Here is a 14,746-nt window from a genome sequence, read left to right as displayed (position 1 = left end):
CTGTATATTATGCGCGTCAATGCCAGTTGACACTCAAGCATCATACAGGAGGGCTTTTTTGTTTTCAAGTCTCTGAAAATCCTTCTAACAGGAATGCTCCTACTTCAAAGAGTACATTTACTGAAAAAAATAATATATTAACTTTATGCTATCATTAAAAGAAAATAGAAATGGTGAAAACATGCCTCAACTCAAACTTTATTACATAGACTTTCCAGAGCAACAAATGCAGTACGATGTCGGCACAATCCAGATAAATAATGACAACCTAACTGTTCAAAATGCCGAAATTTGTCGAATTTTAAATACTGAATCTTATGATATAGCGGACTATAGCGACGAAATTTCCATTCTTGTAGATGACGCTGGCTTCTATAAATCAGGATTACCGATCTGGAAAATCTATACACCAGACGGCCAGACACTAGAGCTTATTGGTAAGTTGCTTTTCGTACGCAATATCGAAACAGAATATAGCACCGATTTTACTGATATTCGCGCAGAAGATATTTTCAACTTCCGCATTGGAATGGAGATAGAGTTGCTGGGAATGAAAAAATAATTTAATTTTAAGGAGACAATAAAGTGGAAATAAAAAAAATTGAGTTATTTCTATCTAAAGTTTCAGACATAATTTGTGCAAATGTTGATTTAGAATTCATAAATACAGAAGAACAGTTTAAAAGCTTTGTTGTTGAAATTATGCAAAGTATTAAATCGGAATTTAACATCGAATATTTAAAATATACTGGTAAACAAGAATTTCCAAATGTTATTTTAGATAATGGATTTGGCGTGGAAATAAAATATACGAAACAAAATAAATGGCATACTACAGGAAATAGTATTTTTGAAAAAATTACAGATAATGAGTTAAGTAACCAATTATTTGTTTTTTTTGGTTCGAAACAAAAAAATAATCGAATTGAAGTTAAAATAAAAAAATACGAAGAATGTATAGCTGATATTAGAGTTACACATTCGCCAAGGTTCTATTTAGATATGGATATAGATTCGGGGAACTCTATTCTGAGTGAGATGGGAGAAACCTACGAAACGTTTAAAAAACTTAATAATATTGAAAAATCTAAAAGATTGAAGCGACAAGTAAGAAAGAATCTGAATAAGGGAGAAATATTATGGTGGCTAGACGAAGAAAAAAGTATGAAAGTTAAAGTTTATAGTGAGGTAGATTGGATAGAAAAGAAAAAATTGTTAATTAAAACTTTTATTCTTTTTCCAAATGTTTTCGAAAAGAATAATATCAAATATGAAAAAATTTCTTTGTATTGGTTAAATAAATACAATATTTTTAATGCTTCAATTAGAGATGTATTTTCAGCCGGTGGGAAAGTAAGTATAAAAGAGTGTAGAGAAAAACAGTCGAAAATTATCGCCTTGCTATCAGAAAATTATGATGACATTATTTCATTTTTAAAAAATGATGAAATAGATATAGAAGAATTAATTTTTTATTGGAAATATGAGTTTGATTTTCCAATTGAGATTTGGCAAATGGATGACCCGGAATATAGAGCTGCTACATGGAAACGTATTATACTGTCCAATTTAAGAATCAATATTCAAAGAAAAGAAAAAAATATTGAAAGTAAAAATCCGCCATTATTAAAAGATTTAAAGCAATTAACAGTGTTAGAATCTGAATACATAGTTATAAAAAAAATCTTTAACAATTAAATATGTCCAATTTCAACATAATAAAAGAGACTGCCTTTTATTGAAGGCAGCCTCTTTTTAGTTATTTGAAGTATAGTGTCCAGTTATCTTCTAGACGCTTAGCAATATTAAAACCTAATAATGGAGGAACTGCATTACCAATAATTTTATAGGCACTTGAAGCAGATAACCCTTCAATATTATCTTTTTTAGAAGCACTCCAAACAAATTTATAATCGTCTGGGAATGTTTGAATTCTAGCGCATTCTCTCACAGTTAAACGACGTGGAGCTAGACCACTTTCTAATTCATGAATGTAAGTACCACCATTTTCTAATGATAATCTACGATATTCAATATTGCCATGATGTTCAGATCTAATAGTTGGCGCAATGCCATCTAAATTCACTTCATTTTGACCTTGACAGTGAGCCCCCATATATTTCGCTTTAGAATATTTTTGTTGGGACATATCTGTACTTTGTTCAGGCTCTTCTAATCCTACAAATGCACTTTTTACCGACACAAATTTCTTCAAATTTGCTGCAGGTGAAGAGTCATTCGGTAGATAATGTGTTTTTGGTGGGTAAGGGTTGTAATCAGCAGGGATTGTTTCTGATGTTAGAGCTTCAATAGCTTCATCCGTTAGTGACTCACGTTTAAAACCATAGAAAATAACACGTTCTCTAGATTGTGGTACGCCAAATTCTGCAGAATGTAAAACTTGGGCAGGAACTACAATATAGCCGTTATTTCCGATATTACGGAAATCATTTTCAATAATTTCCTTAACATCACCTAAGTTAACTAAGCCTTTAACATTTTCAGCGATGAATACTTTAGGCTGAGTAATAGACACTACATCACGCATCCACATATAAAGTTGTCCACGACTTTCAATACTAGGTTGATTATCTTCAGCTAATTTACCTGTATGCGATTTTTTTGATTCAAATCCTTGGCGTTTGCCAGCAACAGAAAAATCTTGACAAGGAAATCCGCCTGTAACAACATCTATATTATTTGGAAATGGATTAATTCCATCGTTCTTAAATTTTTTAACTAAATCTACAATACTTTCTAAATGATAAGTTTCTTTAGAAATATTCTTTTTTGCAAAATAGTTTGTCCATGCACGTTGAGCATCTGGACGTATATCATTTGCAAATACAGTAGAAAAAGCAGTTTTAGGTAAACGTGACCAATAATCGCCTAAAGATTTTGTATTCCAATGAGGATTAACTAATGGATTTAAAGATTCTGTTAACACGGGGAAATCTCCCTCGAATCCTAAATCCATGCCACCGCATCCAGAAAATAGTGAAAGTACATTTAATGTACCTAAATCTTTATTATTTTTTAGATTAGGAACGTCTTGTGTTGAATTTAATGTCATTTTGGAACCTCCGTTCGTAAATGTAATTATATTATATAAATTAAATTAATAATAGATTTAAGTGCTAGAGTAAATAAATTTATGACAAAATCAAATAAATAACTTAAAAATATAATAATAAAAAGCTATTCATTAACAATGAAGGCTTAGATAATATACACTTGTGGATGATTTATTAAATATTAATAATGTATATGAAATAATCTAAAAATAAAATATGCTATACTTTGAAATAGAATTTAACATTATTTAGAAAAAATTAATGAGGTGCCAGCGAATGAACATTGAACAAGTATTAAATTTAATAAAAGATGAAATCGAAGCGATGGATCCCGTTCCTAAAGAATATTTAGTTAGTAACGGAAATAACAATGGTTTTGAAAAATTAGTACCATTAATTGCAGAGAATGTTTCTACAAAAATTAAAGAGCATGGAGATATTTTAGAAATAACTGCTCATTTAGGACACCATTTTCCTGATATGGATTTAAAACTTAATGGTATTAAATTTGGGCTAGAATTAAAATCCCGAAGCAATGGTGAATGGACAACTAATGGTAATTCTGTAATGGAGTCCATTTCTGATCCCGATTATGAAGAGATTTTTTTGATGTTCGGTTCTAAGGTGAAAAAAGAAAATAGATTATTAGTTCGACATGCTCCTTATTGGCAAACTACAAAAGCAATTAAAGTAACACATAGCCCTAGGTTTGTAATTGATATAAGAAGTGGCGCCTCTTCAGTATTTGAATCTAAAGTAGAATATGACACTTTGAGAGAATTAAATGATGATGGAAAAGTGAAATTTTTACAAGATTATTTGAGAAATAATTCTAATGAAGCAAAATGGTACACTTCTGAAAAAGAGCAAGTTATGCCTACATATTTTAATGATTTACCAGAAGAAGAAAGGTTGAAAATTAAAGCAGATTTATTTATACAGTTTCCTAAAGATCTAATAGGTAACTCACAAAATGATTACAAAAGATCTGCCGAACATTTAATAAATTTTTATTTTGTATATGTTTCTAATCTAAGAGATATATTCTCAGCTAGCGGGAAATTTAAATATGAAAATATAGAATTTTCTAGAGTATATAAAAATTTACAAGATTCATCACAAGCAATACATGATTTTTTAAATGAAGCTAATTCAGATTATATTGAAAAAATTACTAGTGGTTGGATAAGAGACGAGCTTATTGAAACCTCATCTGGGGATGTAATTGCAGATTATTATAAAGCATTAAATATGGCTGCAAAAAAAAATGCTGAATTAACAAATAAGCTAAATACATTAGGATTTTCGAATTTGACTGATTTTGTTTTTGGTTAAAATACCTTCACCTGTGCCAAGTTTATTTTCAATCACAATGATTTGATCACCGTTCACAATCACCATATCCGGAGTTCCAATCGCTTTACCCTTTACCAAGTCCTAAGCGATTCATAATCGTGTACTCTGTATGTGTATTGAGCGCCACATTCCCCGCTGCTAGAAATTGTTTTAAGAAAGCTGGAGAATCTTCAAAACAGCTTTTAAGTAAATCAGAAATTACATCTTCTCTGTAAAAAATATTCAATGCATCAATGGTGTTCATGTGCAGGGCCTCTTTTCTATGTATATAAGTGAGTATAGCTTAACATTTTAACTTGTTTGTAAAATCATACTTTACGGACACCTATTTTTAGGTGTCTTTTTTCGTTTCTAAACCCTTCAAAATCACTTTATAAACGTTTATAATTGATTATATATCTTTATAAACGTTTTTTAACAAAAGGAGTCGATTTTTATGCAAACATGGATTTTTCAAGGTAATCCCAAACATTTTGAGGTGGATACATATTTAAGTGAGAATGAGGTTATTACGTGGTCTGTGCGTCAGAAACATTTTGTCGATCAATTGCAAGAAGGAGACGTAGTGTATATTTGGCGTTCAGATGGTGGTAACAGAGGAACTGGAGGTGTCGTCGCAAAAACGGTTGCCATTTCCGAGCCCTATACCATTGATGAGGCAGACAATCGTTCAGAACACTGGACAGAAGATCACGTACCAGATGAATTTGCGTCGATTGATTTGGAGGTGCTGGAGGTCGATTTAGCTCCGCGCATTAAACGATTAGATTTATTAGAGAATGAACAATTATCTAATATGTTGATTTTGAAAAATCCTGTTAACACAAATTATTTAATAAGCGAGGAACATGCTGCGCTCCTTGAAAAACTTTGGGAGGGACCATCTGTAGAAGATGATCTACAAGCGATGGAAGTTGAAAATGGCCACATTGAAGGGAAACTACAAACGTATTATGGCCAGCGCTATGAACGTAACGCTGAGAACCGTCGAATGGCCATTGAAATACATGGCACTACTTGTCAGGCATGTGGTTTTGATTTTGAAGAAGTGTACGGCGAACGCGGTCGAAACTTTATTGAAGTGCATCATATTAAACCGCTTCATGTTACAAAAGAGACGCATGTTAATCCTGAAACGGACCTTGTGCCGCTTTGTGCCAACTGCCACCGTATGATTCATCGAGATCCACAGCATGTATTAACGGTAGAAGAACTCAAGCAATTACTGGAGGGAAAATAGATGGCATCAAAAACATTCGGGTATATTCGTGTTTCAACTGCAGACCAAAACACAGCACGTCAGGAAGCAAAGATGAAAGCACTTGGCATTGATGAGCGAGATATTTACATCGACCATGCGAGTGGTAAGGATTTTAACCGCCCGCAGTATCAAAATATGAAAAGTCGTCTGCGTGAAGGCGATTTAATTTATGTCGATGCGCTTGATCGCCTGGGTCGTAATTATGAAGCGATTATTTCAGAGTGGAAGGAAATCACACGTAAAATTCAAGCGGACATTATTGTGCTTGAAAATGAAACGTTGTTTGATAGCCGGAAATTTAAAGCGATGAACAGTGAAGATAGCCAGCTTGGGTCATTAATGGAGGACCAATTCCTATCGTTACTTTCATATGTGGCCGATCAAGAGCGTAAAAAGATTCTGAAGCGCCAAAAGGAAGGCATTGCTGCAGCACGCAAAGCTGGGAAGCATTTAGGTCGTCCAGCTATTAGTTTGGAAACATTGTCAAAAGAGCAGCGAGCGATTTTAGAAGCGAACTTTGAAAAATGGCAGGCGAAAGAAATTAAAGGTGTGGAGTTTATGAAGATGCTTGGTTTGAAGAAGAATACGTTTTATAAGGTAATAAGGAAATATGGCTCTCAAATAATTAATAGTGAATTAAGAGGACTGAAATAGTAATTTAAAAAAGCGTCGATGTATAAGTATCGACACTTTAAAATTTTCTTGTTTACTATTTAATCTAAATAAACTAAGAGAAATCCAATTTCTTTTAAACGTTCTGCTGTTTTATGATCAATATTTTCTGGAATATGAATATACAATTTTTTAACAGCTCTACTTAAAGCAACGTAATATACACGATGTACTTCTTTTGTCATGTCAGGTGAGAGTAAAAATTCTAAATTTTTTTCTTTAGAATCTTCTTGAAAAAAGATGCAAACATTTTCAAATTCATCACCTTTAGACTGATGAATAGTTTTTTGTTCTAATTTCCCTTTATCAGTTCTATTAATATATGTAGCCAACTGTTTAATTGTGATTGAATCGTATAAGTCTTTAACTTTTCCATTAGTTATTTTATTTTTCACTTGGTAATATCCTAGTAAATAGGTATTATAAAACTCTGTTATTGAAATATCTTCAAACATAGAATAATCATTTAACAATCTTTTTAAATTTATCAAAGCTGCTTTATCATCAAATAATATATTTTTTCTATATGCTCTTTTCATAAATCTAATTGCATTTTTTATATCTAATTCTTTTCCTAATTCAAGTGATTGAACAACATAGTAAATCATACATCCTCTATTACTTGTTGAATCCTCTAAAATTATATTAGGATATTTATTGTTGGGATTTTTATAAGAAAGGTAAATTATTTCTTCACATGTTTCATCTAAATATTTTAGTGAAGCTGTTTTACTTCCTATTATTATTTTAGGTTTATGACCTATTTTATTATCTGGAGAATACTGAATAAAATCTAAATTATTTCTCATGTGATTAAGAATTTTAATAATTTGTTCTGTAGATCTTCGATTACCCTCAATGATATATTCTTGCATATTATTTAGAGAAAAAGATTTAAATGAATCAACATTAGAACCTTGAAAAGAATATATAGATTGACAGATATCACCTATAACTCCGATTATTGTATCTTTTTCACCGATTAATTTAATTATAGCTGTTTGTAACGGACTAGTATCTTGAAATTCATCTATTAAAATATAAGGAAATTGAGCTCGAATGACTCTTAATAAACTCGGATTTTCAGTTAAAATTCTATAAGCGAAGTATAAAACATCGTCATGGCTTAGTTTACCTTCTTTCCAGTATATTTCCTTGTAGACTAAGAAAGATTCTTTTTTTAGATTGAAATTATCTATTCTTCCATCAGAAAACTTCACGAAATCTAAAATTAGATTCCCATCTCCATCTAAAATCCATTTTAATTTTTCTAGTGACTCTGATAATTGTTTATTATCTAAGTAAAATTGTTGCGTCTGAGTTTTAAAATCCTTCATTTGACTTTGTCTAAGCTTTATATTTTCGTGTCCATTTATTTCTGCAATAGGTAAGATACAATCTTTTAAAATCCAAATGAATGGCTTCACTATAAATTTGTAACAAAAACTATGGATAGTGCTTATTTCAAGTGAATTTTCAGCACTTTTTAGTCTTTCATTTAAAGTGTTTACAGCTGTATTAGTATATGTAATACATACAATCTTACGGTTTTTAGTGAGGATTTTTGATTCTCGAGTTATTCTTTTGATATGCTCAGTCAGAAAAGTAGTTTTTCCTGCTCCTGGTCCAGCATATAATTTGAAATTCTTATTTATAGGTATGCAACTTTTACTACTATCTAACCTAATAATGTCTTTTTCTAATGTGATATCCATTTTATCGCCTCAACTATATAATCTGGAATTGTAATCATTTCATTTTCATCTGAAGAAATTAAATAAGCTAACTCTTGGGCAGCTTCCCCTTTTTTAATAGACATTAAATATCGGCTTGCTAGTATTGCGATTCTATTTTCTTGACTATCAGCAATCTTTCCGTTTTCTAAAGCCATTTGTAGTTCTGTTTTTAAGGTACATTGCCTTAACCTGTCTACTATTTTATTTATATTTTCAGATCGACTTACCATATCAATTAACTCAGTTAATTCTTTTTGATTAGAAACAGCATCCATGATTAATTCCTTTTTTTCAGGATTAATTCGTATTAATTCATATTCTAAAGTGGAACTTAATTTCTTTCTTTGTGTGAAGATTTGAATATTATCTGAAAAAAATTGGGTATTCAACAAATTATTAGAAGTATCTTTATATGCGTATTGATTGGAATTTAAATCTAATAATATTGGTGGACATTTACTCCACTCAGAAGTTACTTTATCGTTTTCAGTATTGTTTTTAGTGATTTTTTTTCTAACAGGGTCTAAATCTGTTATGCAAGCTACTTTCTTTTTTAAAGCATATTCACTTGCATCAATATCAAATAGTCTTAAAAAATGGTTAAAATATCTTCCACCTATATTGATAATGGTTGTATGACTATCTTCTAAATCTTTACCCATTTTTCTGGAGAATTCAGGGATTATTAACTGTTCTGCAATTCCTTCGACTAGGATAATATTTTTAGCAAAAAATAAGTCAGCTTTAGTCACATCTAGAAATCTTCCAACATATTCTCTAGATTTTTTTTTTGCTTTTATTTCATCATCATCATCAGTAGTTTTAGTATCAAAAACTTTGCTTGGATAAGCTAATCTAATTCTCTCATTATCTTCTTTTTGAAGAATTATAATATCTTCCAAATCCACAGCTGCTGTAATATTAGGTGAATGAGTAGTGACAAATATTTGGCGCACTTCAGATTGATTATTTTTCTTTAAAAATTGTAAAAATTTATACTGCATACTTGGATGTAAATGTGCTTCTGGTTCTTCTATAGCTAATATAGAAAATGTCTTTGCATTTGATCCTAAATATGTTCCAGAGGCATCTCTTTGCATTTTAGAAAGTAAAATAGATATAAAAATCAAGTTGTTATATCCTAACCCGTTACTAGTCGCTGGTAGTTTAATACCCGTTACTTTTTCTACAATTAGTCTTAAAGAAGAATATAATTCTGTATCAAATATTTCACCATCAAAAACAGGTTTGGATTTATCTATACCTGCACCTGTATTATTAACATATTTTAAAATTTGTTCTTCTCCAATACGCATTCTTTCTTTTAATATTTTTATAAGCTCTTTAGACTCTCTTGAAAACTCCTCTTTTTTCACTGAAATTTGTTTAGTTCTTTCAATATTAGAGAGACCAATATTACTTTTTATTTCATAATCCATATAAAAATCAATAACTTCTTTTAACAATGAGTTATTTCCCTTAAACAAATCACGTTCAACATCCCTAATAGCACTTAAAAATTGAAAATCAAATTTTGCAAGTTCTATTGGATTTAATTGATTTTTTAATTCGGGGTTCCCTATATAAATTTTAATAACATATTTCTTTAAAAAATGCTGTTCTAAATAATTCCAATATTCATTTTTATTCATTTGTTTGTTGCTCATGAAAACTTGATAATTACTTATCTCATTTTCAGGTAATGAATACTCTAATGTTATTTTGGCTTCATAGGGTGAAACAATCTTTGTTAGCCAATTTGCTACAGCCACAAGCTCTTCCGAATATTCATCTTCTTCTGGGGATTCTGTTAGTTTTGCAGCAATAATTATATATGGTGGTGTATCTTTTAATACATCTAAATCGATATCTCTATTGAAATCGTTAATTCCTAATTTCTTTGAAGATTTATTGTTGAATAATATATCCAAAGCTTTAATTATTGTGGTTTTGCCAGCATTATTTTCTCCTAAAATTACATTAATACCTTCTTTAAAGTTTATAATTGTTTCGTTTCCTGAAAATCCTCTAAAATTCTTTAGTACTAATTGAGAAATGTACATACCTTATCTCCTGTTTCATTAAAAATAATTGAATATTACATATATTCAATTATATACTTTTTATTATTTAATTATACATTTTATTAAGTAATAAGTTTCATAAATTAAAATAAAGCAGAATCTATATGAAAAATAAAAAACTTAAAACATTCCCAAACAACATTTTGGTAGTCTTACAAATCATCAAATAGACGATTTTATAGACAAAATCCACTAAAAAACGCCGCTTCAATGTTAATTTGAGATGGCGTTTTGATTTGTCTATAAAAGGATGATTTTGGAGAATTTAATTCACTATGCTAGTTTTGAAAAATGGCAGGCGAAGGAAATTAAAAGTGTAGAGTTTATGGAAATGCTAAGATTGAAGAAGAATACGTTTTATAAAGTGGTGAAGGAGTATAATATCTCACATAATTAATAATAATGATTTAAAGCTATCATTCCTTATTATTTCATAAATTGTTAAGGTGAAATGGGAGGGATTTTATGAAAAAGAAGTTATTAATTATTACTGTAATATTAGTTATGTTTTATCCGAGTTTATTCAGCGAGAGTAGTGAGGCAAGTGCAAAGAAGATTACAATGACAGAAATGAAAACATTAAGTAAAAAAGGTAAATTACCCAACAGTAATGGGAAAATAGGTATGACATTTAAAAAACTTAAAAAGCAGAATCCAGAAGGAACTATCAACGAAATTTCACCTTTAATCTCTTATCAAGCAAGTGATTTCTTATATCCAACCGTTTATTATTTGAATGTAGACTCTATTAGTAGATTAAAGGGAAGTACTAAAGTGGTAGCAATCAAAAAAACGTACTTTACTGCAGACTTCACAATACTTCCTACCAAAAAAGTAATGAATAAATATTTCCCTAAAAAAGAAGTTGTTACAGAGCCAGGTCTATTAGATGGATTACCTGGTTCAAAGAGAAATATTCATGAAACAGGAAAATATTATATAACAAATAAAGTTTATGAAGTAGAGTTCTTTCCAGATGTGATGATATTATCAGTTGGAACAAATAAAGGTATTATAGCTAGTTTATATGATTTAACTTACTAAACGTTAAATATAATAAAAATATTCCTATTTTTTAATAGGGATATTTTTATTATATTCTACCAACCCAACACCACTTTCCTACTGAGCGCCCTACCGACCGCATACGTCACCGCTTCCCTATCCCTGCAAGTATGCGGCATGGTATCTTCCAATTGAATTTCCAAGCTCCGGCCCTTTTCCCGCAGCTGGCCAACTGGCGTTTCTTCTATATAAAAGTCTGTGAAGAAATAGAAGGCATCGCAGTATGGAAGATATTCGGGCCACTTGTGATCGCGGTTGTAATCTTCGCGGCTAGCTTTGACTTCGATAATGATTACTTTGTCGGCGTTATAGCCAATGACATCTGCTCGGCGCATATTGGGCAGCGTCACTTCGGGTGCTGCGACGTAACCGTTGTTATAGAGCCATTTCAGCGCAAGGTTTTGCATATCTCGGTGTCGTAGGATTTCACGCGTTGACATCAAATCTGCCGCTTCGTTTGCTTCCTGAAATGATTGGAGACTGGCGGTGCGCGCTTCCTTCAACTGTTTTTCCAATTGCTTCGTTTCTAATTTTAAGTTTTCAAGCTCCTGCATATGCTCGTTCTGCAAGGCCTCCATCGCATCAAATTCCTCGGTAAACGAACGAATCTGCGTGTAATCCTCAGAACTTGCGGTGCCGTATGGATTGCGATGATATTCACGGTCCTCATTCCATTCGATGTAATGGCCATGCTTCATGCGACTGGCCAGGTGCTCCGCAAACGCATCCATATCGTGAATCTCCCATACGTAATCAATGAGCTCAATAATCCCCTTCGCTGTCAAAGCACGTCGGAAACCGCTATCTAGGCGGCGGCGTAGCGCAAACTGCTCGCCATATGGACCTACATAATACAACAGTTTCTCCTGTACCGCCTTCGGATACTTATTGAGCCCCTTCAACTGAGCTTTCAATTGATGTCGCACTTCGTTTAAATCTGTTTCAAGCTGAGTGCCGATTTTCTGCTGCTTAGCTATTTTCGATAAATGTTCTTCGTAATACTGTTTGAACTCCGCGATGCGCTGCTTTTTTTCCTGCGCATGAGTCATCAATTGCTCCAAATCCTCACGTCGCATTTCAGGTTCCGCGACCATCAGCACTTCTGCAAATAAATCGAGATTATCTTTCAGAAGTGGAAGCAATACGACCGCCTTCGTCCCTAAACTCGCAAATTGCTGCGCCGCATCCTCATTTAATGAAAGGCGCGTCTTTTGAATACCATTATAAAACCGCTTTAGTTTCTTAATCTGGTTTATCGTTACATCAAAATCCATTGCAATATCACCTAGCGTCCTGCCATCATCAAACTGTTTGAATATCTGCAAACTTGTATGATCGAGCCCATTTAGCATATGCGGAACCTCCGATGTGTTATAGTATTTTCATTTTAGCATATAAATGGAAAAAGAGTCCGGGACACTTTTATAAAATGAAAATTAGAAAAAAGTATTTTAATATATCCTTTTTATGGATTAAAAGTGATTAAAATGGATTTTTTTGAGATATAATGGTATACTAATGTAATTAAATTAGAAGGAGGAGAATGATATAATTCTAGTTTTTACCATTGTGAATTTTCTTTTAGACATAGCAGTTAATGCATTCACGATAACATTGCTGATTATGCAGATTAAACATCAAAAGAAAATCAAATAACCACCACGTAAGTACAGCACTTAATGTGTTGTACCCTGGTGATCTAAACAATAAAAATTAGAAATAATCATTTAACCTTCTTTACGTTGAAAACTAGTATTTATTATAGGTAAGTTGTAAGAAAATATAAAATAAAAATTAAAAGTGTGAAGAAACAAACCGCACCTTTTTTGAAAAAAAGGCGCCCCAAAAAATTACCGCTCGCCACTAGGCAGGTCCAAACGGGGGTTTGGACGGGCATTTAGCGTGAAGGGAATGGGTCGCGTCAATTCTTAAATTCTCACTCCACTGCGCTACGTTGCGATTTACATTGACGCTGGGCCGGATGTGTTTCTTGTTATGAGATATATGCAAGTATGTAGAAACATGTATATTAATATGTAGAAATATGTATATTAATATGTAGAAACGTGTTTATAAATATTTCTACATATGTTGTTATGAACGTTTTTTTATTTTAAAGATTTTAAGAGATTAATATAGTCATGCCATTCTTCTTCGTCAAATTGTCGATAGAAACTTTCACTTAGCGCATGGCTAACTCCCTCTGCTGTGGCTTTTTCTAGCCCAAGATGCATGTTAGTAATCGCCATTAAGAATATTCTTGAATCATATTCAAAGTAAGTAGAATTCTTTTGGAGGATAAGGAGATCTTGTGTATATCGCGTTACAACCAGTTTAAATCCTAAACGTTTAAATAGTCGTGCGTAATCTTCAAAAATAACACTAACTTTATTATAAATTTGAGAAATTTCTGCTCTTGTTTTTAATCTATTCTCAATAATTTTGATTGAATAAGATTCATCGAAAAAGAGCTCAGTAAATACCTCTAAAAAATTAGATGTTGGCATTTCAAGAATGGTTTTTGATTTTAGGAATGTTAATTTAAAAGTGATTTTTTCAGTAATCGTTTTTGTCATGATGATAGACAGTAAGTGTTGATCAAAGTGAATTAAGATTTCTTGCAGCAATCGTTCAATGTATTGCAGCTCTGCGATTTCAGCAAATAATTCTTTAGGAATCAAGCCATTATTTTTCTTAATCATACTTATTAAGTGTTGTGGATTTTTAGATTTATTAATCCATTGCTGAATTTCAGGTGTTGGAAATAATAAATGATTTTGATAGCGTGTTATATGTGCTTCAATAGCAAGGTCTACGGATATGACTTGTTTATAAAATTGTTCTAAATTTTTTAGATTTTTTTGTTTGGGAAATTTTAAGTGCTCGCTTTTAATCGAGATGAGTTTACTTAATAAGGTACTTTTTTTCTTAAATAATTCCTTAGGTAAAGTAGCATATTTTTTATGGAATTGTTTATTTGATTCCAAATAACTTAACAGGTCAGGAACCACATCAGATAGTTGTTGAATAACAGCTGTTTTTTTATGCTGAATTTCTTGATCACTTGGGACATTTAATTTATAATCTCCAAATTCTTCTGCGCAGCTGCTTCCAATAAGCCATTTTACTTTTGTTTCTTTATTCTTTACGTAATGCAAATGATTTAGGTTTTTTTGGTCACATAACTGGCATTCAAATCCTGTATGATCTCCCGAAACATATCTATAGTCTTTTGCTGAATATTCCCATTCACTTTGACATTCTTTAATTAGTGCTTCTAAAGTATAAGAGGAAATTTTCAGCTTTTTGCTTTGTTTGGCTGTTAATATTCCCTCGATTTTTAAATGACATGTAAGTTTTTTAAAGTAAGGTATTTTTTTAATAGATGCGCTATGTCAATAACGCCTCTAAATTCTCCGATAATATCGGGATAAAATTCCCCATTATAGAGTTAAGTAGTTAAATGATTAGCTGGGAATATCCCAGCTTTTTTCTTTT

At 31.6% G+C, this 14,746-nt stretch carries 12 protein-coding genes; 6 read left to right on the top strand and 6 right to left on the bottom strand.

The window, feature by feature from the left end; genetic code table 11:
* Positions 1–181 precede the first annotated feature (181 nt).
* Entirely contained in the window at positions 182–562 is a 381-nt protein-coding gene (locus tag ACFSY7_RS11715; protein WP_380147967.1) for a hypothetical protein, read from the top strand.
* Between the two features lie 23 nt (positions 563–585).
* A complete protein-coding gene (locus ACFSY7_RS11710) occupies positions 586–1,698 on the top strand; it encodes a hypothetical protein (RefSeq protein ID WP_380147966.1) in 1,113 nt (370 codons plus the stop codon).
* Between the two features lie 61 nt (positions 1,699–1,759).
* Here the strand turns inward: ACFSY7_RS11710 and ACFSY7_RS11705 are convergent, their stop codons facing one another.
* On the bottom strand, positions 1,760–3,073 hold the full coding sequence (locus ACFSY7_RS11705; protein WP_380147965.1) for a DNA cytosine methyltransferase: 1,314 nt from the start codon (positions 3,071–3,073) through the stop codon (positions 1,760–1,762).
* A gap of 277 nt (positions 3,074–3,350) precedes the next feature.
* Between ACFSY7_RS11705 and ACFSY7_RS11700 the strand changes: the two genes are divergently transcribed.
* Positions 3,351–4,409, top strand: coding sequence for a hypothetical protein (locus ACFSY7_RS11700; protein ID WP_380147964.1), 1,059 nt, complete (start codon positions 3,351–3,353; stop codon positions 4,407–4,409).
* A gap of 85 nt (positions 4,410–4,494) precedes the next feature.
* On the opposite strand, the gene ACFSY7_RS11695 is transcribed toward ACFSY7_RS11700, so the two are convergent.
* The gene (locus ACFSY7_RS11695) at positions 4,495–4,674 is read right to left on the bottom strand and encodes a hypothetical protein (RefSeq protein WP_380147963.1); all 180 of its coding nucleotides are present in this window, start codon (positions 4,672–4,674) and stop codon (positions 4,495–4,497) included.
* A gap of 192 nt (positions 4,675–4,866) precedes the next feature.
* Here ACFSY7_RS11695 and ACFSY7_RS11690 point away from each other — a divergent pair, with 192 nt between their 5' ends.
* Positions 4,867–5,670, top strand: a complete 804-nt coding sequence (locus ACFSY7_RS11690) for an EVE domain-containing protein (RefSeq protein ID WP_380147962.1) — start codon at positions 4,867–4,869, stop codon at positions 5,668–5,670.
* Positions 5,671–6,345, top strand: a complete 675-nt coding sequence (locus tag ACFSY7_RS11685; RefSeq protein WP_380147961.1) for a recombinase family protein — start codon at positions 5,671–5,673, stop codon at positions 6,343–6,345.
* Positions 6,346–6,404: 59 nt separating this feature from the next.
* On the opposite strand, the gene ACFSY7_RS11680 is transcribed toward ACFSY7_RS11685, so the two are convergent.
* Both ACFSY7_RS11680 and ACFSY7_RS11675 read right to left on the bottom strand, forming a co-directional pair.
* The gene (locus ACFSY7_RS11680) at positions 6,405–8,078 is read right to left on the bottom strand and encodes a UvrD-helicase domain-containing protein (protein WP_380147960.1); all 1,674 of its coding nucleotides are present in this window, start codon (positions 8,076–8,078) and stop codon (positions 6,405–6,407) included.
* Positions 8,063–10,162: an ATP-dependent nuclease gene (locus ACFSY7_RS11675; RefSeq protein WP_380147959.1), complete on the bottom strand. Its 2,100-nt coding sequence runs from the start codon at positions 10,160–10,162 to the stop codon at positions 8,063–8,065. The genes ACFSY7_RS11680 and ACFSY7_RS11675 overlap by 16 nt, the downstream gene beginning before the upstream one ends.
* 486 nt (positions 10,163–10,648) lie before the next feature.
* Between ACFSY7_RS11675 and ACFSY7_RS11670 the strand changes: the two genes are divergently transcribed.
* On the top strand, positions 10,649–11,227 hold the full coding sequence (locus ACFSY7_RS11670) for a hypothetical protein (RefSeq protein ID WP_380147958.1): 579 nt from the start codon (positions 10,649–10,651) through the stop codon (positions 11,225–11,227).
* A 56-nt stretch (positions 11,228–11,283) separates the two neighbouring features.
* Here ACFSY7_RS11670 and ACFSY7_RS11665 read toward each other — a convergent pair whose 3' ends face one another.
* Complete coding sequence (locus tag ACFSY7_RS11665; protein WP_380147957.1) at positions 11,284–12,600, bottom strand: MmcB family DNA repair protein; 1,317 nt, start codon at positions 12,598–12,600, stop codon at positions 11,284–11,286.
* 756 nt (positions 12,601–13,356) lie between these two features.
* Positions 13,357–14,406: a hypothetical protein gene (locus ACFSY7_RS11660; RefSeq protein ID WP_380147956.1), complete on the bottom strand. Its 1,050-nt coding sequence runs from the start codon at positions 14,404–14,406 to the stop codon at positions 13,357–13,359.
* Between the last annotated feature and the right edge of the window lie 340 nt (positions 14,407–14,746).

This window comes from Kurthia populi (assembly GCF_042686175.1).
Taxonomy (GTDB): domain Bacteria; phylum Bacillota; class Bacilli; order Bacillales_A; family Planococcaceae; genus Kurthia; species Kurthia populi.
Note: the sequence above shows the minus strand (reverse complement) of the source record. Positions and strands in the feature narration are given on the sequence as shown.

What these genes read in the sequence shown, in the direction of transcription:
- ACFSY7_RS11715 (WP_380147967.1), top strand. Translation starts at nt 182, where the DNA reads ATGCCTCAACTCAAACTTTATTACATAGACTTTCCAGAGCAACAAATG.
- ACFSY7_RS11705 (WP_380147965.1), bottom strand. Translation starts at nt 3,073, where the DNA reads ATGACATTAAATTCAACACAAGACGTTCCTAATCTAAAAAATAATAAA.
- ACFSY7_RS11700 (WP_380147964.1), top strand. Translation starts at nt 3,351, where the DNA reads ATGAACATTGAACAAGTATTAAATTTAATAAAAGATGAAATCGAAGCG.
- ACFSY7_RS11695 (WP_380147963.1), bottom strand. Translation starts at nt 4,674, where the DNA reads ATGAACACCATTGATGCATTGAATATTTTTTACAGAGAAGATGTAATT.
- ACFSY7_RS11690 (WP_380147962.1), top strand. Translation starts at nt 4,867, where the DNA reads ATGCAAACATGGATTTTTCAAGGTAATCCCAAACATTTTGAGGTGGAT.
- ACFSY7_RS11685 (WP_380147961.1), top strand. Translation starts at nt 5,671, where the DNA reads ATGGCATCAAAAACATTCGGGTATATTCGTGTTTCAACTGCAGACCAA.
- ACFSY7_RS11680 (WP_380147960.1), bottom strand. Translation starts at nt 8,078, where the DNA reads ATGGATATCACATTAGAAAAAGACATTATTAGGTTAGATAGTAGTAAA.
- ACFSY7_RS11675 (WP_380147959.1), bottom strand. Translation starts at nt 10,162, where the DNA reads ATGTACATTTCTCAATTAGTACTAAAGAATTTTAGAGGATTTTCAGGA.
- ACFSY7_RS11670 (WP_380147958.1), top strand. Translation starts at nt 10,649, where the DNA reads ATGAAAAAGAAGTTATTAATTATTACTGTAATATTAGTTATGTTTTAT.
- ACFSY7_RS11665 (WP_380147957.1), bottom strand. Translation starts at nt 12,600, where the DNA reads ATGCTAAATGGGCTCGATCATACAAGTTTGCAGATATTCAAACAGTTT.